The organism is Duncaniella muricolitica (assembly GCF_910574735.1).
GTDB lineage: Bacteria > Bacteroidota > Bacteroidia > Bacteroidales > Muribaculaceae > Duncaniella > Duncaniella muricolitica.
The window spans coordinates 1-22,017 of record NZ_CAJTCF010000005.1 but is presented as its reverse complement, the minus strand read 5'-3'; the positions used below and the strand labels follow the sequence as shown (position 1 = coordinate 22,017).

Annotated in this window: 16 protein-coding genes and 1 tRNA gene; 7 read left to right on the top strand and 10 right to left on the bottom strand. The window is 54.9% G+C overall.

What is annotated here, in order from left to right; translation table 11 throughout:
- Nucleotides 1-6: 6 nt before the first annotated feature.
- From tatC to QGT73_RS01815, 6 genes are all read right to left on the bottom strand, one after another.
- Nucleotides 7-807, bottom strand: coding sequence for a twin-arginine translocase subunit TatC (gene tatC, locus QGT73_RS01845; RefSeq protein ID WP_280121180.1), 801 nt, complete (start codon nucleotides 805-807; stop codon nucleotides 7-9).
- Entirely contained in the window at nucleotides 804-1,001 is a 198-nt protein-coding gene (locus QGT73_RS01840; RefSeq protein ID WP_280121179.1) for a Sec-independent protein translocase subunit TatA/TatB, read from the bottom strand. Before QGT73_RS01840 ends, tatC begins: the two co-directional genes overlap by 4 nt.
- A gap of 189 nt (nucleotides 1,002-1,190) precedes the next feature.
- Complete coding sequence (locus QGT73_RS01835) at nucleotides 1,191-1,763, bottom strand: NUDIX hydrolase (protein ID WP_280121178.1); 573 nt, start codon at nucleotides 1,761-1,763, stop codon at nucleotides 1,191-1,193.
- A 15-nt stretch (nucleotides 1,764-1,778) separates the two neighbouring features.
- A complete protein-coding gene (recQ, locus tag QGT73_RS01825; RefSeq protein ID WP_341874099.1) occupies nucleotides 1,779-3,953 on the bottom strand; it encodes a DNA helicase RecQ in 2,175 nt (724 codons plus the stop codon).
- Nucleotides 3,943-5,340 (bottom strand): undecaprenyl-phosphate glucose phosphotransferase, encoded by a 1,398-nt coding sequence (locus tag QGT73_RS01820; protein ID WP_280121177.1) that lies wholly within the window; start codon nucleotides 5,338-5,340, stop codon nucleotides 3,943-3,945. The genes recQ and QGT73_RS01820 overlap by 11 nt, the downstream gene beginning before the upstream one ends.
- A 160-nt stretch (nucleotides 5,341-5,500) precedes the next feature.
- Nucleotides 5,501-7,393: a DUF349 domain-containing protein gene (locus tag QGT73_RS01815; RefSeq protein WP_280121176.1), complete on the bottom strand. Its 1,893-nt coding sequence runs from the start codon at nucleotides 7,391-7,393 to the stop codon at nucleotides 5,501-5,503.
- A 227-nt stretch (nucleotides 7,394-7,620) separates the two neighbouring features.
- Here QGT73_RS01815 and QGT73_RS01810 point away from each other — a divergent pair.
- Nucleotides 7,621-7,702, top strand: a tRNA-Leu gene (locus tag QGT73_RS01810).
- Between the two features lie 152 nt (nucleotides 7,703-7,854).
- Here QGT73_RS01810 and QGT73_RS01805 read toward each other — a convergent pair.
- Complete coding sequence (locus QGT73_RS01805; protein ID WP_280121175.1) at nucleotides 7,855-10,545, bottom strand: 4-alpha-glucanotransferase; 2,691 nt, start codon at nucleotides 10,543-10,545, stop codon at nucleotides 7,855-7,857.
- A gap of 210 nt (nucleotides 10,546-10,755) precedes the next feature.
- On the opposite strand from QGT73_RS01805, the gene QGT73_RS01800 reads away from it, so the two are divergent.
- From QGT73_RS01800 to QGT73_RS01775, 6 genes are all read left to right on the top strand, one after another.
- The gene (locus QGT73_RS01800; protein WP_280121174.1) at nucleotides 10,756-11,574 is read left to right on the top strand and encodes a glycosyltransferase family 2 protein; all 819 of its coding nucleotides are present in this window, start codon (nucleotides 10,756-10,758) and stop codon (nucleotides 11,572-11,574) included.
- Nucleotides 11,575-11,627: 53 nt separating this feature from the next.
- The gene (locus tag QGT73_RS01795; RefSeq protein WP_280121173.1) at nucleotides 11,628-12,776 is read left to right on the top strand and encodes a glycosyltransferase family 4 protein; all 1,149 of its coding nucleotides are present in this window, start codon (nucleotides 11,628-11,630) and stop codon (nucleotides 12,774-12,776) included.
- 107 nt (nucleotides 12,777-12,883) lie between these two features.
- Entirely contained in the window at nucleotides 12,884-13,894 is a 1,011-nt protein-coding gene (locus QGT73_RS01790; protein ID WP_280121172.1) for a homoserine O-acetyltransferase family protein, read from the top strand.
- On the top strand, nucleotides 13,891-14,820 hold the full coding sequence (locus QGT73_RS01785; protein ID WP_280121171.1) for a DMT family transporter: 930 nt from the start codon (nucleotides 13,891-13,893) through the stop codon (nucleotides 14,818-14,820). The genes QGT73_RS01790 and QGT73_RS01785 overlap by 4 nt, the downstream gene beginning before the upstream one ends.
- On the top strand, nucleotides 14,774-15,121 hold the full coding sequence (locus QGT73_RS01780; RefSeq protein WP_123617449.1) for a CidA/LrgA family protein: 348 nt from the start codon (nucleotides 14,774-14,776) through the stop codon (nucleotides 15,119-15,121). The genes QGT73_RS01785 and QGT73_RS01780 overlap by 47 nt, the downstream gene beginning before the upstream one ends.
- The gene (locus QGT73_RS01775) at nucleotides 15,102-15,791 is read left to right on the top strand and encodes an LrgB family protein (RefSeq protein WP_280121170.1); all 690 of its coding nucleotides are present in this window, start codon (nucleotides 15,102-15,104) and stop codon (nucleotides 15,789-15,791) included. Before QGT73_RS01780 ends, QGT73_RS01775 begins: the two co-directional genes overlap by 20 nt.
- Before the next feature lie 88 nt (nucleotides 15,792-15,879).
- Here QGT73_RS01775 and QGT73_RS01770 read toward each other — a convergent pair whose 3' ends face one another.
- The 3 genes from QGT73_RS01770 to QGT73_RS01760 form a co-directional block, all read right to left on the bottom strand.
- The gene (locus QGT73_RS01770) at nucleotides 15,880-17,058 is read right to left on the bottom strand and encodes a TolC family protein (protein ID WP_280121169.1); all 1,179 of its coding nucleotides are present in this window, start codon (nucleotides 17,056-17,058) and stop codon (nucleotides 15,880-15,882) included.
- Nucleotides 17,055-20,144, bottom strand: a complete 3,090-nt coding sequence (locus QGT73_RS01765; RefSeq protein WP_280121168.1) for an efflux RND transporter permease subunit — start codon at nucleotides 20,142-20,144, stop codon at nucleotides 17,055-17,057. The genes QGT73_RS01770 and QGT73_RS01765 overlap by 4 nt, the downstream gene beginning before the upstream one ends.
- A 71-nt stretch (nucleotides 20,145-20,215) precedes the next feature.
- A complete protein-coding gene (locus QGT73_RS01760) occupies nucleotides 20,216-21,358 on the bottom strand; it encodes an efflux RND transporter periplasmic adaptor subunit (RefSeq protein ID WP_280121167.1) in 1,143 nt (380 codons plus the stop codon).
- Between the last annotated feature and the right edge of the window lie 659 nt (nucleotides 21,359-22,017).

Here is a 22,017-nt window from a genome sequence, read left to right as displayed (position 1 = left end):
GTGAGGTTATGAGGGGGTTGCTTTTATCTGATCTGACGGTTGTCGGGGAGCTTTCAACGGCACGGTCAGTGACGATGCTTCCCACAGGATGTAGAGGGGAAGAAATACGACTGTCAGTGTGAACGGGTCGCCGGTCGGGGTTATGACGGCGGCCGCTATGAGCAGGGCTACGATGGCGTGACGGCGGAAGGTGTGGAAAAATTCGCGTCCCAGCACTCCGGCGCGTCCCAGCAGCCATGCGACTACCGAGAGCTGAAACACTATGCCCATGACGAGCACGAGCATCATGAAGTTGTCGATATAAGAGTCGAGCGAAATCTGATTGGGTATTGACGCGCTGAGCTGATAGCCGGCAAGAAACCGCAATGTGAGCGGAAATACCAGGAAGTAGCCTGTCGCGACACCGAGATAAAACATCACGTTGGCTCCGGCTATCACCGGACCTATGCCGCGCTTCTCATGTTCATACAGTCCGGGGGCCACGAAGCTCCATATAAGATAGAGGAGCAGGGGAAAGGCTGTGATGACGGCTATCCACAGCGAGGTGGACATGTGTATGAAAAATTGCGAGGCGAGCTGTATGTTGATGAGCTCGATGTCCTTGCCGTCACCCTCGAGCGGACCGCCGATGTGACGCAGCAGAGAGTAGAGCGGAAAGTCGGCGCGGCATGGCGCGAGAATCACCTTGTCGAAAAGCTCAGGCATCACGGCAAAGTAGACACACATAAGCCCAACGACAATCCCGACCCCCCGGAGAATGACTTTTCTCAGAGCCTCGGCATGGTCCCAAAATCCGCTGTCGCTCAATTTTTCCCGGATTTGTCTGTATCTATGTCGTCAATCTGGTCGGTGACTTCATTGAGCCCTTTACGAAACGAATTGACACCGCGTCCGAGACCGCGGGCCAGTTCGGGGATGCGCTTGGCCCCGAAGAGCAGCAACACCACCACAAGTATGATGATAATCTCGCCTGTGCCGAGATTAAAGAGGCATGGTATCATAGTCCGAAGTATAAGATGAGGGATACAAAATTACTGAAAATGTGACAAAAAGAGGCTGTCACGTCTGATAATAGATGTTAAAGTCTACTGTCATGGAGATGCAAAAAGACACAGTTGCTGTGTCAGGCGACAGGAGAAGCAAACACAGCAACCGTATCTTTTATGCCAATCTCAGGCGGACTGAGTTTGTTATATTTTGTGATTCAGGGCGAAGTGTCGCCAGAGAGGGGCGGCCATGAGGGCCTGTTTGATGTCGTCGTTAAGTAACATTTCGCGCACTTCGTCTTCCGACAGGAGTTCCACGTTTATGTCCTCGGTCGTGTCGAGATGCTGCTCGGCTACCTTGACCACGTTGCGGGCCGTGTAGCAGTAGGAGAGATTGTTCTGGCTACCCGGGTTGGCCGAAATCTCCATAGTGAGTTCCCATTCTCCGCCGGCATAGCCTGTCTCCTCGAGCAGTTCGCGCTTGGCTCCTTCGAGCGGATCCTCGCCATCCTCCACAACGCCGGCACACAGTTCGGTGGCCACTACTCCGAGACCGTGGCGATATTGCTTGACCATCACATATTTGCCTTCGGGAGTTATGGCTATGATGTTGATCCATTTGGGATATTCGAGCACATAATATTCGGGATGGACTGTGCCGTCGGGCAGACGCACTGTGTCGCGTCTCACCGTGAGCCACGGACGTCTGAAGAGGTATTCGGTGCCCTCAACAGTCCATTTCATGTTGTCATCGGCCGGATTGTCGGTATATTTCATATCAATATCGGATTATTAAACGCTTTTCTTGCGAAGCAGGAAATTACTGATGGCTATGGCCACTCGGGGTAGACCCTGGGGCATCTCGTCGGTCAGTATTTCGTAGAAAGTCTCGGGATGAGCCTTGGCCACCGACATGACACGCAGATATTGCTCGCGTGTGATGATGGACGAGAAGTCGGTGAGTTTGTCATTGTTGATAAGCTCCACGAGGTGGGTATATACGGTATAGGGCTTGATGCCTTTGGCATCGGCTATGGCGTTGACGTCATAGCCGGCGTTAAGCAGCAGCAAAGTCTCCTCGACCGAGAGACCGGAGCCGAGTTTTTCGGTGATGCCCTTGAACTTGCGTATGGCCGTGACAAACGGACGCCAGTATTTTACGGTCTTGCGCTCGCCTACACCCTCCACCTTTGAGAAAGTCTCCATGTCGGTAGGCTCCACACGCACCATCTCGAGCAATGCCTTGTCGGTAAACACGATGTAGGGGGGCACCTGCTCTTTGCGGGCAATTTTCTCGCGCACGGCTTTGAGCGATTCGAGCAACTGTTCGGCCGGCGAGAGCTGAGGTGTCTCCTGCTCGGCCTTGCGTCTGGCGGCTCCGCGGCGCGACTCCATGGGAGTGTATCGGGCCAGCAGCACTTCGCCGCGCTCATTGAGGATTTTGCGCCCGTAAGGGGTGATTTTGAGATGGTTGTGCTCGTTATAGGCTATGTCGATCAGCCCGAGCTGTATCATCTGGGATATGTAGGCGTTCCATTCGCCGAAACTGAGGTCGCGTCCGGCTCCGTAGGTCTTGATTTTGTCAAAACCGCGCTGCACCAGCTCCTGTCGCGACATGCCGCGGAGTATGTCGATGAGCATCGTGATACCGGCCGCACCGTTGATGCGTACGATCGCGCTGAGAGCTTTGAGCACAAGCACGGTGCCGTCGATGCGTTCGGGCGGGTCGAGACACACGTCACAGTTGCCGCAGTCGTGGTCCATGGTCTCGTTGAAATAGCTCAGGAGTATGCGGCGGCGGCAGAGCGAGGCTTCGGAGTATTCTTTCATGCGGGCCAGCTTCTCGGCATTGATGGCCTGCTGTCCGCTCTCGTCGACAAAGCTGCGCAGAGTGGCTATGTCGCCATAGGAGTAAAACATCACGGCCTCGGCCTTGGCTCCGTCACGGCCTGCGCGGCCTATCTCCTGATAGTAACACTCGATGTTGCGCGGCATATTGTTGTGCACCACCCATCTGATGTTGCTCTTGTCGATGCCCATGCCGAAGGCTACGGTAGCACACACCACCTGCACCTCTCCGTTGATAAACTTGTCCTGAGCCTCGTTGCGCTCGCTTACCGAGAGGCCGGCATGATACACCGTCGAGCGATAGCCGCGTCCGCGCAGTTGCTTATCGGTCTCTTCGGCCGTCTTGCGGCTCAGGCAATACACTATGCCCGAGTCGTTGCGATAACGCTCTATCATTGAGCGTATATAGTTGATGCGCTGGTTTTTGCCAGGATTGGTCATGACGCGCAGCGATATGTTGGGACGGTCAAACGAGCCGATGAACAGGCGCGGGTCGCGCAGTGTGAGCTGAGTGGCTATGTCATCGCGGGTCAGACGGTCGGCAGTGGCGGTGAGTGCCATCACCGGCACGTCGGGATAGACTTCCTTGATGCGTCTGAGCTGAGTGTAGCCGGGGCGGAAATCATGGCCCCATTGCGATATGCAGTGGGCCTCGTCGATGGCAAACAGGGCTATGTTGAGGTCTCTCGACCAGCGGTCGATTTCGGTGAGAAGCCGTTCGGGTGAGATGTAAAGTATGCGCACACGTCCGCTGAACAGTTGTTCGAGTATATCGCGGTTGGTCTCCTCGGTCTGCATAGAGTTGACCGCAGCGGCGGGTATGCCGTTTGAGGCAAGTGCCGTGACCTGGTCTTTCATCAGGGCTATGAGCGGTGACACCACAATCACGACTCCTGTGCTCAGCAGAGCGGGCATCTGATAACATATCGACTTGCCGCCTCCGGTGGGCATGAGCACCACCGAGTCGCGCCCCTCCATGGCTGTCGCGATGATGTCGAGCTGGAGAGGGCGGAATGTGCTGTAGCCGTAGAACCGGCTCAGCAGGCCTGTGGCACGTGAGGCCAGGTCGGGCGTGACGTTGACTGAGGGGGTGGCGGGAGTGGTGTGGTCAGAAAGCATTGTTGTCCTTTTGAAACATGCCTACAAAGGTACGGATTATAATCTTGCAGTCAAAGAGAAAACTCCAGTGTTCCATGTACCAGATGTCATGTTCGATGCGGCGTTGCATCTGCCACAGCTCGTCGGTCTGTCCGCGATAGCCTCTCACCTGGGCCCAGCCGGTGATGCCCGGCTTGATGAGGTGGCGCACCATGTATTTTTCGAGCAGGCGGCTGTAGTCCTCGGTATGTTTGAGCATGTGTGGACGTGGACCCACCACCGACATGTCGCCTAAAAAGACGTTGATAAACTGTGGCAGCTCGTCGATGGACGTGCGGCGCAGAAACTCGCCCACTCTCGTGGTGCGCGGGTCGTGGCGTGTGGCCTGGAGGGTGTCAGACTCTTTGTTGACCCGCATGGTGCGGAATTTCCAGCAGTAAAAGTCGCTACCCTTGTAGCCTGTGCGCAACTGGCGGAAAAACACGGGGCCCGGCGACGACAGCTTGACGGCTATGGCCACGGGGATGAATATGAGGGGCGACACTATCAGGAAGGCTCCCGAGAAAAGTATGTCGAACGAGCGTTTGATAAATGTATTGACGGGATTGTCGAGCGGATTGTTTCTCACGCCCAGCACCGGCACGGCTCCGATGTTCTCAGGACGCAGATTGCGAGCGAGATATGACGACATCTGCGGCACGAAGTTAAATCTCATCATCTTGCGGTCACATAGTCCCAGCAGCCGGCGCACCATGGCTCCGTCCTCGCCCGAGAGCGTGTAGAACACCTCGTCGACCTTGACCCTGTCGAGGCAACGCTCGAAGTCGTCGATGTTGCCGCGATACATCTCCTTATATTTGAAGTCGGGAGGACAATATATGTCATAGAATCCGAGCACGTCATAGCCGTAGCCGGTGTCGTGCATCATCTCCTCATAGAGACGTTCGGCCGTGGTGCGGCATCCGATGATGATTATCTGACGCGTGTTGCCTCCGTGGCTGCGGTAACGCTTGAGTATCCATTGCGAGACCACTCTCCACAGCAGAAAACACACACACTGCATGATATAAAACTCCATGAGCACATGCCATGGAAGCTCGTCATCGCCCATCACGTAGAGCAGGGCGAGAAATACGATGAGATGTGTCACCGAAGTCATGAGGGCGGCCCTCATCACGCGGTCCATCTGCATGGCCCGCTCCATACATATAGGTTTGAGCCATTGCCACGCCGGGATGAAGGCCACGTTCATGAGCAGCCATGTCAGCCGACGGTGCAGCCCGGCGATGTCGGGGTTGACCAGACACACCGAAAGAAACACAAGATTAAGTACGACAAAATCGGCCGCCATGAATATGCGGCTCAGATATCGACCATATTTGCCCGTCTCAAACAATGCGTTTTTCAATTTCGGTTATACACATAATATATACTATAACGTGCAGGGATAGGTCTGTATTACATCCATTGTTAATTTTGTTTACCATGTGTGACGAAAAATAAAAAAGCCGTGGCTGCAACTTGTGTCGCATCCACGGCCATAAACTCTTAAACTTTAAACTATAAACTTATAGCTTGCTGTCGATAGCCTTGATTTTGCTCTCAAGCTCGGCAAGGTCGTCTTTCAGACGCTGCATCCTGCGCTGCATGTCGCGCAGCATCGAGTCGGCGTTTTTCGACTTGGCCGAGAGGAATCCCATGTTGTTCTCATAGGTCTGGAGCTCGCCGCGACGCTGCTCATAGGCGCGCAGCAGACGCTCGCGCTCGCGATAGAGACGGTTGGTGTCACCGCCCATCTCGGAGAGGCTGCTCTCAAACGATTCCATTCTCGAGTCGCGACGGGCCATGTCAAACTTGCCGTAGATCTTGTTGACCACCCCGCGATAAGCCTCATAGATGGCATCTTTCTCGGCAAAGGGCACGTGGCCTACGCTCTGCCACTCGGCCTGAAGGTCTTTGAGAGTCTTGAGAGCCACCTCGCGTTCGGGGGTATCGGCTTCGAGAGCCTTGAGCTTCTCGATGATTTCCTGTTTCTGCTCGAGGTTGGCGCGCTCGTTGCGGCGGGTGCCCGAGGTGTTTTTCTTCTTCTGCTCGAAGAAGTAGTCACAGGCGGCCATGAAGCGGTGCCACACCTGGTCGGAGTGTTTCTTGGCAACGGCTCCGATGGTCTTCCACTCCTTCTGCATGCGGGTGAGCTCGTCGGCTGTGGCACGCCAGTCGGTGCTGTCTTTCAGAGCCTCGGCGCGCTCGCAGAGAGCCATCTTGCGTTCGAGATTGGTGGCAAGCACATCCTTCATCTGCTTGAAAAACTCGGCCTTGGCGGCAAAAAACTTGTCGCACACGGCTCTGAAGCGGGCAAACAGTTCGGTGTTGGCCTTGCGGGAAGCATAGCCGAGTTTTTTCCAGTCGGCCTGAGCGTTCATAAACTCTTTGGTCATGGCGTCCCATGCGGCATAGGTGCCGAGCGACGAGAAGTCAAGAGCCTCGATGCGCTCGCATATTGCAGTCTTGGCCTCCTCGTTCTCACGTTCCTTGGCCTTGCGCTCTATGAAGAAATCCTGATAACGCTTATTGATTTCGGTTGACAGTTCCTTGAAACGTCCCCATATCAGCTCGCGCACGTCCTTGGGCACGGGGCCGATGGCACGCCACTGGGTGTGAAGTTCCTGCAGACGCTTGAAGGCTACGATTACATCCTCCTCGGCCTGAAGTTTCTCAGCCTCGGCCACCAGGGCCTCCTTCTCGGCGAGATTCTTCTTGAAGTCATAGTCGCGCAGCTCCTTATTGATTTTGAGCTGGTCGTAAAATTTCTCCACGGCCTCCTGATAGCTCTTCCATATGTCGCTGGAGTATTGCTGGGGCACGTCGCCTATTTCCTTAAACTTGGTCTGGAGCTCGCGCACTTCGGGGAACACACGGTTTACATTATCGGCATCCGCGCTCATTTCCACAAGTTTGTCGACGATTTCCTTTTTGCGGTCATAGTTGGCCTGGAGCTCTGCCTCAAGAGCTGCTCTCTGGGCCGCTTTTTTCTCCTTGATGACACCCAGCAGTTCCTTGAACGTCTCTTCGTCAGGGTCGGCCGACGGCACAAACGCTTCGGGGTCGTTACCCTCGACAGCTTCGTAGGCCTTGCGCTCGGCGCGCACATCTTCATTGCGCAGCGAGTAGAACTGCTGTTTCAGACGGGCCACGTCCTCGGCCGGTATTTCGGCCGCTTCGAGGCCCGAGAGTCGGGTCACTTCCTCGAGTATTTCAGGCTTGGTGAGTGAACGGCGCACAGTGTGGTCCGTCTCGGCGGCCTCTGTAGGCTCGGCCTCGGCGGGTGTGTCTCCCAGTGATACTGTTTGGGCCGAGGGTTCGGACTTCTCCGGGGTTTCGGCAACTGCTGCGTTAAGCTCTTGATTCAAGGTGGGCTCCTTTACCTCTTCAGGTGTCAGGATGGGGTCATTCAATTCCATAATTTGGAGATGGGGTGAAGTGAAAATAATCGATTCAGGCTGCTAATTTATAAACAATTTATTGTAATTCCACAAAATTTCCATAATTTTTTACTCTACAATGAGAAAAATGCGTAAAAATAGGGCTGAAACATTGATATTGCTGACATTTTTGTCCACTTTTCAGTGCTCATGTTTGCAAAATACGCAAAATCGCCGTATCTTTGCAAAGATAATTCACATCACCCGCGCATGTGGCGTAATTGGTAGCCGCGTTAGACTTAGGATCTAATGACTCAGGTCGTGGGGGTTCGAGTCCCTTCATGCGCACGGATAAATCCATTGCTGCTCATTTGGCCGCAATGGATTTTTTGTTGTTTCTACAGGTGAGGAGATACAAACAGACAAAAGTTTCAAAAGGGACAAAAGTTTATAATATGCTTTTGTCCCTTTTGAAACTTTTGTATTCTTATGTATCTACTTTATCTTCCCGAGTTGCGCACCATGTCGCTGATGTGGTTGTTAAACTCGTCAGAGGCGTTGAGCTGCTCGAGGGTCAGATGCATGCGGTAACGCCAGTAGTGACGCGGGTTGGCGGGGATATTGATAAGCTCCTCGCGCGGGTCGGTGCGGCGGAGCACTCCGTCGGTCGACAGCCAGTCCTGGAGCGGAAGGATACACAGCATGGACGGTGAGTCAAGATGCATCTTTATGATGCGCTCGCATATCCACGGCTCGGCATACTGCGGTGCTTCGCCCGGCTCGCGCAACACTTCGTTGAAATATTTCTGTGTGGTGGCGCGGTCGGCCTCCCACCAGCGGCGTATGCCGTCCATGTCGTGGGTCGAAGTGGTGCACACCGAGTAGTAGGGATAGGTCCAGGTGTTGCCAAACGGGGTGGTGGGGTCCTTGGGCATGCGCTGTATCTCGAGCACGAGTATTTCGAGCGCGCTCATGACCGCAGGCACACATGCAGGTATCATGCCGAGGTCTTCGGCACACACGAGCATGTCGGTGGCGTCGATGAGCGGCGGCATCTTCCACATGGCTTTGCCATACCAGAAGTCGTTGTTGCGGCGATAGTAGAAGTCGTTGTAGAGACGATTGAAACACCACTTTTCGTAGTCGTTGAGACAACGGTACTGATAGGTGTACTGGGCTGAGATGCGGGGGTGATATTTGCCCTTCTCATAGGGGTCTTCGATAAAGAGCACGTCGTCGATGAGTCCGAGCAGGGCCTGGCATATGCGGTCGTTCTCCTCCGAGCCTTCGCCGTTTTCGGCCAGGGCGGCGAAGTGGTCGGCCACCTTGCGCTGGGTGTCAAACTCCTCACGCAGACGATAGCGTCCGTCACCCATAGGCATGAGATAGCGGTCGCGACACTCGTCGGCTTTGTCACCGAAGAAGTCTTTGAGCATCCATTCGAGTATGAGCGGGTGGGTCTGGCGGTCGGTGTCGAGCCAGAAGTCATAGTTGTGGCGCAGCTCGTCGGCCGAGAAGGGGAGAGCGCGGTTGAAGATGCCGAGCAGTCCGTGGATGGCATCCATCGGTATCTGCCATATGCGGAAAAATCCGAGCACGTGGTCTATGCGGTAGGCGTCGAAATATTCCGACATCTTGCGGAAACGGGCTTTCCACCAAGCGAAGCCGTCTTTGGCCATCTCTTCCCAGTTGTAGGTCGGGAATCCCCAGTTCTGTCCCAGCACCGAGAAGTCATCCGGCGGCGCGCCGGCCTGGCAGTCGAGGTTGAAGAGGCGGGGCGAAATCCAGGCGTCGACACTGTTGCGCGAGATGCCGATAGGTATGTCGCCCTTGATGGCTACGCCGTGGGCGCGGGCATAGTCGTGGACCATGCGCATCTGGCGGTCGAGGTGATACTGCTGGTAGTATACATAATATATGTCATCGAGGTGTGCGGCGATAAATCCCTTGACTTTCTCCTCGTCATAGACGGCATATTCGCCCCAGCGGCTCATGTCGGGGGTGCCGTTGAGGTCGCGCAGCACGCAGAAAGCCGCATATGGCGTGAGCCACGATGTGTTGCGGCTGAGGAAGCTCTGAAATTCGGGCGTCGACATGTCGGCATGACCGTTTTGGGCAAAGAGTTCGCGGGTATACTGGTTCTTGGCCTTGTTGACGCGCTCATAGTCGATCTGCGGCAGGCGGTTGAGTTCGCGGCCGAGCTCGTCGAAGTAACGCTGACGCTCCTCGTTGTCGAGCCGTCCCATCTCGCTCAGACGCAGATACATCGGGTGGAGGGCAAAGGTCGAGTTGGCGTTGTAGGGATAGGAGTCGGTCCATGTGTGGGTCATGGTGGTGTCGTTGATGGGGAGCACCTGCACGAAATTCTGATGAGTGCGCACGGCCCAGTCGACCATCTTTTTCAGGTCCATGAAATCGCCCACGCCGAAATCCTCCTCGCTGCGCAGCGAGAATACCGGTATGGCCACACCCGCGCCGCGCCATGGGCTCAGGGGGTTGACCAGACGCTGGCCGGCGTCTATGACTGCCGCGCCGTCGGCGTGAGGGGGGATGTTGAACGAGCGGTTGTCGCGGCCCTCCCAGGCCACTACCTCGCCGGTGGTTTTCTTTACTATAAGAAACTTATATTCGCTTGCGTTGTCAATGGCGTCGAGTGGCAGATTGATACGCCATGTCGGATATTCCGCATCGCTCATGTGTGGAGCCTTGGCAGGGTCCCACGCGCCGAGGGCTTCCGACGCGCCGCTTACGGCCACCGCCTCGTCGGGACGTATCATCGGGGCGTCCACGCAGAGTGTGAGCATGCCGCGGACAGCCTCTACTGCCGTAGTCCTGTCGGCGCGGTTGCATATGCAGTCGGTAAACGCGCTCGCATAGTAGGGTTTGTCCCATGGCTGGTCGTGCCAGCGGTCGAGAATGGTTATTTCAGAAGTGTCGGCCGAGCGTTCGAAGCGATGGCCTTTGCCCCATTCGCGTTTCACGGAGCCGTTGTCATGACGCACGAAGTAACAATAGTTGATTACATCGAGCGAGTCGGGCAGTTCCACTGTCACCTGCCATGTCTCATGACCGTTGAGTGTCATGGCCACGGCCTTGTCGGTGTCGCCGCCACCCAATGCTTCGGGTGTGCCCGACAAAAACAGGCTTTCGCCCCACTCGGTACGGTAATTGACTTCAAATGTAAGTTTCATATAATAAGTATGATATAATATATTTTATATGCTTTATGTTACAAATGACAAAATTAGTGTTTTTTGTAATAAACGGCAACAATCCGAGAGATGTTTTTAAACAGCAATAATCAAAGCTGATTATTGCGCCGTAATGTGATGTTTTTGGTATTGTAATTGGAAATGAGGCGAATTATGATTAATTTTGTCGCCCCAATTAACGATATAGATATGACCCAACCAAAGGCATCGCAGAAGATAACTGTCGTGACGGTGTGCTATAACGCTGTCAAAGAGATAGAGAAGACTATCCAATCGGTTATCAGCCAGACTTATGATAATGTGGAATATATAATAGTCGACGGTGGTTCGACCGACGGTACACTGGATATAATCCGTAAATACTCGTCGCGCATCACCCGTTGGGTCAGTGAGCCGGACAAGGGCATATTTGACGCCATGAACAAGTCGGCGCATATGGCCACAGGCGAATATATCAATTTCATGAATGCCGGCGACCTGTTTTTTGACGAGAAAGTGCTCTCCGACATTTTTGCCGGCCGCAGCTATGACGAGGATGTGCTCTACGGGTCCACAATCCTGCATTACAAAGGTGGATACAAGCCCCACCGCTCGGCCACCATCGACCGCATGCCGGTGTGTATGCCTTTCTGTCACCAGAGCTCGTTTACAAAGGTGTCGGTCCTGCGCGAACATCCGTTTGACACCACATTTCTCTCCATAGCCGACTGTGTGTTTTTCCGTCAGCTCTACAATAGTGGCGGCACATTCCGCGATGTGAAAAAATACATTGCCATCTATGACATGTATGGCTACGTATCCAACACTTCGCTGAAGTGTTATTTCGAGTCATGTCTCGTACACCGTCAGAATCCCACTCTCGGAGGCTATCTGCGTCGTCTTGTCGACATCAATTTCCGTCCTCTGCGCTACTGCTCGCTGCGGTTCATGTATGCCGAGCGCAAGAAGCCCGGCAAATACTCGCGCACACTCGAGGCTTTCAGACAGACGTATGACGACAAAGCCTGAGGCCGGCATTGACCAATTTTCTCCAACTATTTTTAGCTGATTCGACACACATTATGATTGCTTATCTTATATATGACCTCAATGTCCGTGGCGGCACACACAAGCAGTTTCTGAAACTTCTTGAATATACCGAAGCGCAGGGCGAGCCGTTTTTCATCGTGACCCGTTTTCTCGACTTCGACAAGACCTATCCCGAGTTTCGCAGATATGCCGACCGCATACGGGTCCTGGAGGAAGAGCGCGGCAGCCGCTCGGTGGTGGCGCGTGTGGCACGCACCCTTCGGGCACGACGTCGCCTGGCCGAGATGGTGAGCGATGCCGATGTGGTCAACATCCACGACTGTGGATTTGAGACTCTGCTGCCGGCCTTCAAGGGCAAAAGTGTCGTGTGGCAGATCAACGACCTGTATTACGTATTTCAGACGGGAGTTTCCGCCTCAAGCCGTCAGTCGCTACGCAACAGAGCCTTGAAGCGGATCATACTTAACGGCCTGAAATATGTCGACGAGATTACCGTCAATGTCACCAAAAATGCCGAGCGTGTGAAGCGTTGCATGGGACGTTACGCCAAGGTGCTCTATTGCGGAGTCGAGCCTGTGGGCATAACACGCGACATCAACGAGACTTTCGGCCGGTTTGACAGCCGTCGGGTCAACCTGCTCTCGAGCGGTGTGTGGTTTCCCTACCGCAACTATGAGGCTCAGGTCGAGACGGTGAGTCTGCTTGTGTCCCGCGGCTATGACGTTCATCTCGACATCATAGGCTCCACCTCCCTTGCCCCCGGTTATGTCAGGAAGATTGAGGAGATGATAGCCTCCCGTGGTCTCGGTGACCGCATAGAGATATGCGGCATGGTCGATGAGAAGCGATTCAGGGAACTGCACGAGCGGGCCGACATGTTTTTGTTTGTCAACGTCGATCAGAGCTGGGGCCTGGCCGTGTTTGAGGCCATGAGCTGCGGACTGCCCGTGATAGTGAGCGAGAGTGTCGGGGCTACCGAGATACTCCACGACGGGGTCGACACACTGTTTGTCAATCCCAAGTCGCCCGAGGCCATAGCCCGCCGCATCGAGAACCTTATGGACGACCGCGCGCTCTATACACGCATCTCCGACACCGCTTCTCGCTTCCACCTGCAATATACCTGGGACAAGGCCTACTCCGCACCCATGCTGAAATTACTGAAAAAGAGCGAAAAGTAGAAAAAAACATCTGTCTTTGTCGGAAAATTAGAATAGCTGACGGTCATTCGTGTCGGCTAAATTACGTACCTTTGTGGGCTAAAATCAGAAAATAACACCAAAGGGCAATGACACAATATTACGACCACAACTCTCCTTTCGCACTCGAATTTGGCGGCACGCTCGAGCGTCTGCGCATCGCTTACAATACCTATGGCACGCTCAACGAGCAGCGCGACAACGTCGTGTGGGTGTGTCATGCCCTGACAGCCAACAGCGACGTGCAGGACTGGTGGCCCCACACGGTGGAGGAGGGAATGTTTCTCGACCCTACACGTTATTTTATAATATGTGCCAACTTCATAGGCTCGCCCTATGGCACCACCTGCCCGCTGCATGAAAATCCCGCCACGGGCCGACCCTATTACGGCGATTTTCCCAAATACACCATACGCGATGTGGTCAATGCCCACCGCATACTGGCCGACGCCCTCGGCATCGGACACATCCACACACTCGTAGGCTGCTCGGTAGGCGGTTTTCAGGCCGTGGAGTGGGCCGTGATGGAGCCGGAGCGTTTTGACCGTCTCGCCCTCATGGCCACCGACGGCGTGGCCACTCCCTGGACAATAGCCATCAATGAGAGCCAGCGCATGTGCATCGAGGCCGATGCCACCTATGGCGAGCCGCGTCCCGACGCAGGAGCCGCCGGTCTGGCCGCCGCACGGGCTATCGGTTTGCTCAGCTATCGCGGCCCTTCGGGCTATAACCTCACCCAGCGCGACACGGAGGAGTATCCTGCGCCGCGCCGCGCCGTGTCCTATCAGCGTTATCAGGGCGAGAAGCTGGTGCGCCGCTTTGACGCTTATTCCTATCACGCAATTCTTGACTCGTTTGACACCCACGATGTGGGCCGCGGCCGCGGAGGCATGTATGCAGCCCTCTCGACCATCAAGGCCAAGACGCTTGTGGTAGGTCTGACCACCGATATAGTTTTCCCGCCGGCCGACATGATAGCTCTGGCCGCACGCATACCACGCGCCCGTTATGCCGAGATACATTCGCCCTTCGGCCACGACGGATTTCTTGTGGAAAACTATCAGCTCAATGCACTAATGAAACCGTTTATGCAGAAATGAGACCTACCACCAAAGGTTATATCCTCGGAGCCGTGGCTGCAGTGAGCTATGGCACTAATCCGCTTTTTGCCGTGCCCCTCTATGAGCTCGGCCTGAGTGTCGGCTCGGTGTTGTTTTACCGTTACGTGGTTGCCACCCTGCTGCTCGGACTGGTGATGTGGCAGCGCGGCTACAGCTTCCGGCTCGCGCCGCGCCAGATACCGCTCATGTTTTTGCAGGGTGTCCTGTTCGCGCTCTCGTCGGTAGGACTCTTTGAGGCCTACAAATATATGGATGTGGGCATCGCGTCGACAATGCTCTTTGTCGAGCCGGTGCTCATAGCTTTGATACTATGGATATTCTATCGGCAGAAAATCTCTCTGTCGACCGCTCTGGCGATACTCATCTCGCTCGGTGGAGTCGTGTTGCTGGCCAATCCCGGGCCCGGAGCCAACGTCTCGACCCGAGGCGTCACGCTTGTCATACTGTCGGCCCTGAGCTATGCACTCTATATGATATTTATCAACAAGACGTCGTTGCAACAACTCTCGGGCCCCACACTGACATTCTATTCGCTGCTTTTCGGCATCACTGTCATGGTGGTCAAGGTGGGATGGCTCACGGAGCTTCAGCCCATACCGATGACCCCTATGGGGCTTGTGTGTGCCACAGGCCTGTCGGTGTTTCCCACCATTGTGTCGATACTCACCGTGGCTGTGGCCGTGCAGCTCATCGGATCGGTGCCGGTGTCGATACTCGGCGCACTGGAGCCTGTGACCGGAGTGCTTGTAGGTGTACTTATATTTGGAGAGATACTCACTTTCAAGGCTGTGCTGGGCATAGTGCTCATCCTCGCGGCCGTGTTTGTGCTGGTGTCCCATCCGCGTAAACTGATAAAAAATGGTAAAGCAATGTTTCATCATTTTCGGCTGTCTGGCCGTAGGTGAGATTATCGTATGGCTCACGGGTATATCTATCCCCGGGAGCATACTGGGCATGCTTCTCATGACGTTTCTGCTTGAGAAGAAGTTGCTGAAAGTTGAGGATGTAGCCCCGATGTGCCGTTTTCTGGTCTCCAACATGGGCTTTTTCTTCGTGCCGCCCGGCGTGGCTCTCATGCTCTATTTCGATGTGATAGCCGACTCGTGGCTTGCCATCACCGTGGCAACGGTGGTGAGCACCGCGCTCGTGCTGCTTGTGACAGGTCGTGTACATCAATTATTCCGCCATGGATTTCATAGAAAGTGACATATTTCTGGTGGCCCTCACCTTTGGTGTGTATTTCGGGGCCATGCGTCTGCGCGACATCACTGGGGTGTCGGCATTTCATCCCGTACTTGTGACAGTGGCCGTGCTTATCGGTTTTCTGCAACTTACAGGCATCAGCTATGAGACATACTCGCGTCCGGGCCATATGATAGAGTTCTGGCTCAAACCGGCCATCGTGGCTCTCGGCCTTCCGCTCTATACCCAGTTGAAGGTCATACGCAAGCAGTTCATCCCGATACTCATGTGTGAGCTTGCAGGCTGTGTGGTGGGCATCATTTCGGTAGTGTTGATAGCCAAATGGATGGGAGCCTCGCGCGAGGTCATAATATCGCTCGCGCCCAAATCGGTGACCAATGCCATAGCCATCGAGATTACCGGCCATCTTGGCGGCATACCTTCACTCACGGCATCGATAGTGGTGCTTGTCGGTTTGCTTGGAGCCGTTGTCGGGCTTAAAGTGTTGAGTCTCGGTAATATATCGAGTCCGGTAGCCCAGGGCATAAGCATGGGCACTGCCGCCCATGTCATCGGCACGAGCCGTGTCAACCAGCTTTCCGAACGTTATGGAGCCTATGCGACAGTCGGACTAATCATCAACGGCGTGCTCACTTCCGTCCTCGCCGGCCCGCTCCTGAATCTGCTGCTGTAGCCTATAATATAAAAGACTGTAATATGACAACAGCGGCATCAAAAGTTGACTTTTGATGCCGCTGTTGTCATATTATATCTTCCGAGTTTTAATTGTATCGGTTGAGGCGTGAGAGTGTGAGATTATACTCGTAAAGAGTGTCGATATAGTCGCGACGGGCGGCTATGAAGTAGTTTGACTCCTGGATAAATGTCAGGAAATTAATCTGACCGGCTTTCAGAGCCTTTTGGAGCAGTTCATAGTTGGTCTTGTCATTGATTACCGGCTCATACTCGTCGATAGTGGCACGAAGAGCGTCGAGCTGTCGGCGGTCGGCATCCATTTCGGCCATACGGCGCGTAAGAGCCATCTCAGCATCCATGAGGGCCGCTTCGGCCTCGAGTTTGGACGCCTTGATTTGATGTTTGCGTCCCCACATGGGCAGTGTTATACCTATGGAGAAGCCGTTGAATGTCTCGGAGCCTTCCACTTCGTGTTCATAGCCGATAGAGAATCCCGGAATGCGTGAGCGTTTCTCCACCTTCACCATCGATTCGGCTGCATCAAGTGAGGCCTGTGCCGCCGCAATCTGTGGGTCGCGCTCCCTGATGGTTTCGGCCGAGAGGATGCCGGGAGCCGGCATAATCGGATAGACCGCGCCGAGACGGAGAGCCATATCCGTCACATCCTTGCCTCCGTTGAGGGTTTGGAGCGATGCGAGCAGTGCGGCGCGTGAGGCCTTGAGAGTGTTGAGTTCGCGGTGGGCGGCTATGCGTTCAAGCACGGTCTTGTTGTAATCAAGACGGGTTTCCGCCCCGGCCTCGGCCGCTTTTTTATAGAACATTTCCATGCTGTCCATGCGTTCGGCCAGTTGCGACTGCATCTCGATGAGCTGGGCATTGTGGATTATATCTATAAGCAGGCTGCGTGTTTCCTGACGCAGATCGAGGAGTGTCGACTCTCTGAGAAAGTGCATCGCGCTGTGGGCCGTGCGGGCGGCCTCGCGACGTGCGGCATACACTCCTGGCCAGTCAAATGACTGGCTCACTGAGAGCGACCACTTGTTTTCACCGCCCGACTCGGTGTTCCATACGCGGCTAAACTCCACTTCCGGAGCTCCGAGAGTATTTTCTCCATATAAGCCTTCCACCTGTGCTTCGGCGCGGGCATTCTCGGCGCGGACGGTGAGATTGTTGTACATCACCTCCGACATTATTTCATCAAAAGTGTCGGCTCCGGCGGCAAGAGGGAGCATCGACATGAGGGCTATGATAAATCTGCGTGTCATGCTTTAGAGGATTCTTTTTTACGGTTGGTGAGATAATACATGATGGGCACCACAAAGATGTTGAGCAGGGTCGACGACAACAGTCCGCCGAGTATCACGATGGCCAGAGGCGACTGTATCTCGTTGCCCGGCTGGTGGCCGTTGACGGCAAGAGGTATGAGAGCCAGAGCCGAGCTGAGCGCGGTCATGAGTATGGGGTTGAGACGGTCGGCCGAGCCGTGGAGCACACGTTCCATCAGTCCCTGACCCTCCTGGCGCAGAGTGTCGTAGCGCGACATGAGCAGCATGCCGTTACGTGTGGCGATGCCCATGAGCGATATGAATCCTATGATGGCCGGGATGTTCATCTCGCCCGAGGTCAGGCGCAGTATGAGTATTCCGCCTATGAGTGCGAGCGGCATGTTGAGGAGTATGATGCCTGACTGCACGGCGTTGTGATACTGGCCGTAGAGCAGCAGGAAGATTATCACAAGAGCCAGGAGCGACACGATGAGCAGCGTGCGCGACGCGCTTGCCTCGCTCTCAAACTGTCCGCCATAGTTCACATAGTAGCCTTCGGGCAGGTCTATCTCCTCGTCGACTTCGCGCATGATGTCGTTGACCACACCGCGCAGGTCGCGACCCTCGACGTTGGCCGAGATGACTATGCGGCGGCTCACGTTCTCGCGGTTGATGGAGTTGGGGCCGGCTGTCGAGCGCACATCAGCCACCGCGCTGAGGGGTATCTTGCCCTTGGGCGAGTCGATCATGAGCGATGCCACCTGGTCGATGCTGCCGCGCGCGTCCGACTCCATCTTGAGCACGAGGTCAAAGGGGCGTCCCTTCTCATAGACCTGCGAGACGGTCTCGCCTGCAAGAGCCACACGTATGAAGTCGGCAAACTGGCTCATGGGTATTCCGTAATAGGCAAGCATGTCGCGGCGCGGACGTATGTCGAGTTGCGGACGTTCCATCTGCTGCTCTATGTTGGCGTCAACCACTCCGGGCACTTCGGCCGCCACGGCCTTGATTTTATTGCCTAAGGCAAAGAGCTTGGTGAGGTCGTCGCCAAACAGTTTGATGGCTATCTGGGCTTCGGTGCCTGAGAGCATGGCATCGATGCGGTGTGAAATGGGCTGGCCTATCTCGATGTTGACACCGGGCAGATGCGACAGCTTGTGGCGCAGATCGGCCACCATCTCCTTGCGCGAGCGGCCGTGGTCAAGGGTATAGGGAGCCTCGATTTCACTCACATTCACACCGAGCGAATGTTCGTCAAGCTCGGCGCGGCCGGTCTTGCGGGCCACGGTAGTGATTTCGGGCATGGAGAGGATAATCTTTTCGGCCTCACGTCCGAGACGGTCACTGTTGTCGAGCGATATGCCGGGCAGAGTGCTGACATTGATGGTGAGCGACCCCTCGTTGAACGGCGGGAGGAAGCTGCGTCCGAGTGTGAAGAAAATGCCTATGCACACAACGAAAAGGAGCGATACGCCGATTAATATTGGCTTGATATGCGACATCGAGGCCTCAAGAGCGCGGTGATACCACTGGCTGAGCTTGCGCGAGAGCCACGGCTCCTTCTCGAGCTGCGATGCTATGCGTTTGTCACCGAGCAGATAGGTACACATCACCGGGGTGACAGTGAGGGCCACGATGGTCGAGGCTATGAGCGACACCACAAACGAGATGCCCAGAGGTATGAGCATGCGCCCCTCGATGCCCTGGAGGAAAAACAGAGGCAGGAAGCTGGCGATGATGATGAGCGATGAGTTGAAGATGGGCATTCTCACCTCCTTGCTCGCCTCGTAGACCACCTGGACTATGGGACGGCCGGCCTTGAGGTTTTGACGCAGACGTTTGTAGACATTCTCCACGTCCACGATGGCGTCGTCGACCAGCGAACCTATCGCGATGGCGATGCCGCCGAGACTCATGGTGTTGATGGTCAGCCCCATGAAGTGGAGAGCTATGATGGTGACGATTATCGACAGCGGCAGGGCTATGAGCGAAATCAGAGTGGTGCGCAGATTCATCAGGAAGAAGAACAGCACTATGATTACGAAGATGGCTCCGACAAAGAGCGACTCCTGCAGATTGCCTATCGAGCGGGCTATGAAGTCAGACTGGCGGAATATGTCGGTGTTGACCTTTACGTCATCGGGAAATGTACGCTGCAGGTCGGCGAGTTTGGCGTCAATCTTTTCAGTCAGCTCGATTGTGCCGGCACCGGGCTGCTTGGTCACGGTGATGAGTACGGCCGGAGAGGCGTTGACCGATGCCGCACCCAGTCTGGGCTCCTGCGGACGGGCAGCCACCTCGGCTATGTCCGACAGTCTTACGATGCGTGACGGGTCGCTGATTATTACCGTGTTGGCTATAGCGGTGACATCGTTGGTGGTTATGTCGCCTTTGATGATATACTCGTTGCCATAGTCATAGAGCACACCACCGGCCGCGTTGCTGTTCATGCCGGTCACGGCGTCGCGCACGTCGGTGAGTGTCACGCCGAAACGTTGCATCTTGGCCGGGCAGAGCAATATCTGAAACTCCTTTGCATCACCGCCTATCACCGACACCGATGCCACGCCGGGGAGCGAGAGCAGACGTGGGGCCACCTCGCGGTCGGCGAGCGTGCGCAGATCCATCTGAGTGGTTACCGAGTCGGCCGTCAGGCCTATGATCATGATTTCGCCGAGTATCGATGACTGCGGGCCGAGTGTCGGAGAGCCTGCTCCCGGAGGAAACGTGCCCTCGAGCTGTGTGAGTTTTTCCGACACAATCTGACGCGCCAGATACACGTCAGTGTCCCAGCCAAACTCTACCCACACCACCGAAAAGCCCGGAGTGGACGATGAGCGCACGCGTCTCACGCCCGAGGCTCCGTTGACAGCCGTCTCGACGGGATAGGTGATAGTGGTCTCGATTTCTTCGGGAGCCATGCCCGGAGCCTCGGTCATGACCACTACGGTCGGGGCATTGAGGTCGGGAAATATGTCGACCTCGGTGCGCATCAGCACTATCATTCCGTAGATGAGAATGAGTCCTGACAGCACGATTATCGCAAGACGGTTGTCGAGCGAAAATTTTATTATCCTGTTTAGCATTGTATTATGTAAGGTTAAACAGCCTGTGTTTCAGTTTTTATAGATAATATGTCACGTGGCGTCATCGTGAATCAGTGGTTGTGAGAATGACCCTCGGGTGCTACGGTAGCCTGCTCGGCCAGACGCACGAATGTCGCGCCCTTGACCACGGCAGTCTCTCCGGGATTTATACCGCTGATTATTTCCACGCGCGAGCCGTCGGAGTTACCGAGTTTCACAGGGCGTTTCATATACACATGGTCACCCTTGCGTACAAATACGAATGTCTCGCCCATCTGTTCCACGATAGCGTCGACAGGGAGCGAGATGACCTCGCTGCGGCCCGAGCCTTTGAGATAGACTTCGGTCGCGCTGCCGGGGATTACGGGGGCGGTGCCGTTAAAGCTGAAGTAGACAGGTATATACCCGGGAGTCTCGCCGGCCGAGGCGGGCGCGGATGATAGCAGACGGCCGTTGAAATCGTCAATGTCAACGGTCAGTCCGCTGTGAAAACTCATCACGGCTCCTCCTACGCGGGGCAGAAACTCAGCCTGGGCCACAGGCACGAGGGCACGGAGCGTGAGCGAACTGTTGGCGGCTACGGTAGCAATGGCCTGGCCGGTCTCGACATACTCGCCGTCGCTCACGTTGACCGAAGTGATGACACCCTGACGCGGAGCGGTGGCTATGCCTGACGCGGCGGCAGGACTGTAAGCTGCCTTGGCTGCCTCATAGGCGGCAAGAGCATCGTTATATTCTTTTTTGGTAATCAGACCGTCGGCCAGCAGTGGGGTCACGCGGTCAAGTTCTCGCTTGGCATTGTCGACGGCCACCTTGGCGGCATTATCGGCATCGCCGCCGCTGATGTTGCGGGCTGTGATTGAGGCTATGGCCTGACCGGCTCTTACCTGCGTGCCGGCGTTGATGCCCGGATTGAGCCGTATCACACCCGATGTGGGTGCTGACACTACTCCGCGGTCTGTCGAGGAGGGAAGCACTTCGCCCGACACCTTGAGCGTCTCGGTGAAAGATCCGGGACGCACAGTGTCGACTTCGACGCCGAGGCGTTGTGCATCATGAGGTTCAAGCACAATCTCGTCGGCTCCGTGATTGTGGGCATGCTCGTCGGCATGTTCGTCGCCATGCTCTGATTCGTTATGCGAATGGCACGATGCCATCGAGATAACAAGAATTGGGGCCATGAAGAAATACTTCATTCGGTTACTGAGTCTCATGATAAAACAATGTATGGATGAAAAAAAAATGAATATGTTTGTTTGTCCGGTGCAAAATTAATCAGCGTTTGCCATAGGTCTGTTGCACTATTATGGAGAATCTTTGCAAATTTACAGATTATTTGTATATAAGACAATAGGTGCCCAAGCCGAAATGTCGGTGCATACGGCTCAAGTCGAAATATCCGTGCATCACAGATTAATTAGCAGACTGTTGTAGCAAGGAAAGAGGGTGTTGCAAAACCTATGATTTAATCAGTTGTGACAAGGAAAGGCCCGTAGGGCCTGCGCGAGCTTAGGCCATGGCAAGCATCCGCGCAAGCGGTGCGCAGCCATGGTATAAAGACAGATATAAGACGATGCGCCGCGTAGCGGTGCTACAAAATGTCATGATGGTAATTCACTGCGACTTAACGTTTTGATACGCTTGTATTGTTGTACCGCTACGCGGCACATGCTGTGGATAATTATTCTGTACCATGGCTGCGCACCGCTTGCGCGGGTGCTTGCCATGGCCTAAGCTCGCACAGAGGGTGTTGCAGAACTCCTCTGATTAAAGCCTCTGAGAATTGAATATTTTAGAATAATCTGGAATTTTTCGAGATTAGTTCGTATATTCGATTCTCAGGAAGTTGAAAACCGGGCATACACTAAAAAAA

What these genes read in the sequence shown, in the direction of transcription:
- QGT73_RS01790 (WP_280121172.1), top strand. Translation starts at nt 12,884, where the DNA reads ATGACACAATATTACGACCACAACTCTCCTTTCGCACTCGAATTTGGC.
- QGT73_RS01840 (WP_280121179.1), bottom strand. Translation starts at nt 1,001, where the DNA reads ATGATACCATGCCTCTTTAATCTCGGCACAGGCGAGATTATCATCATA.
- QGT73_RS01765 (WP_280121168.1), bottom strand. Translation starts at nt 20,144, where the DNA reads ATGCTAAACAGGATAATAAAATTTTCGCTCGACAACCGTCTTGCGATA.
- QGT73_RS01815 (WP_280121176.1), bottom strand. Translation starts at nt 7,393, where the DNA reads ATGGAATTGAATGACCCCATCCTGACACCTGAAGAGGTAAAGGAGCCC.
- QGT73_RS01805 (WP_280121175.1), bottom strand. Translation starts at nt 10,545, where the DNA reads ATGAAACTTACATTTGAAGTCAATTACCGTACCGAGTGGGGCGAAAGC.
- QGT73_RS01800 (WP_280121174.1), top strand. Translation starts at nt 10,756, where the DNA reads ATGACCCAACCAAAGGCATCGCAGAAGATAACTGTCGTGACGGTGTGC.
- QGT73_RS01780 (WP_123617449.1), top strand. Translation starts at nt 14,774, where the DNA reads ATGGTAAAGCAATGTTTCATCATTTTCGGCTGTCTGGCCGTAGGTGAG.
- QGT73_RS01770 (WP_280121169.1), bottom strand. Translation starts at nt 17,058, where the DNA reads ATGACACGCAGATTTATCATAGCCCTCATGTCGATGCTCCCTCTTGCC.
- QGT73_RS01785 (WP_280121171.1), top strand. Translation starts at nt 13,891, where the DNA reads ATGAGACCTACCACCAAAGGTTATATCCTCGGAGCCGTGGCTGCAGTG.
- QGT73_RS01775 (WP_280121170.1), top strand. Translation starts at nt 15,102, where the DNA reads ATGGATTTCATAGAAAGTGACATATTTCTGGTGGCCCTCACCTTTGGT.
- QGT73_RS01835 (WP_280121178.1), bottom strand. Translation starts at nt 1,763, where the DNA reads ATGAAATATACCGACAATCCGGCCGATGACAACATGAAATGGACTGTT.
- QGT73_RS01760 (WP_280121167.1), bottom strand. Translation starts at nt 21,358, where the DNA reads ATGAGACTCAGTAACCGAATGAAGTATTTCTTCATGGCCCCAATTCTT.
- QGT73_RS01795 (WP_280121173.1), top strand. Translation starts at nt 11,628, where the DNA reads ATGATTGCTTATCTTATATATGACCTCAATGTCCGTGGCGGCACACAC.
- recQ (WP_341874099.1), bottom strand. Translation starts at nt 3,953, where the DNA reads ATGCTTTCTGACCACACCACTCCCGCCACCCCCTCAGTCAACGTCACG.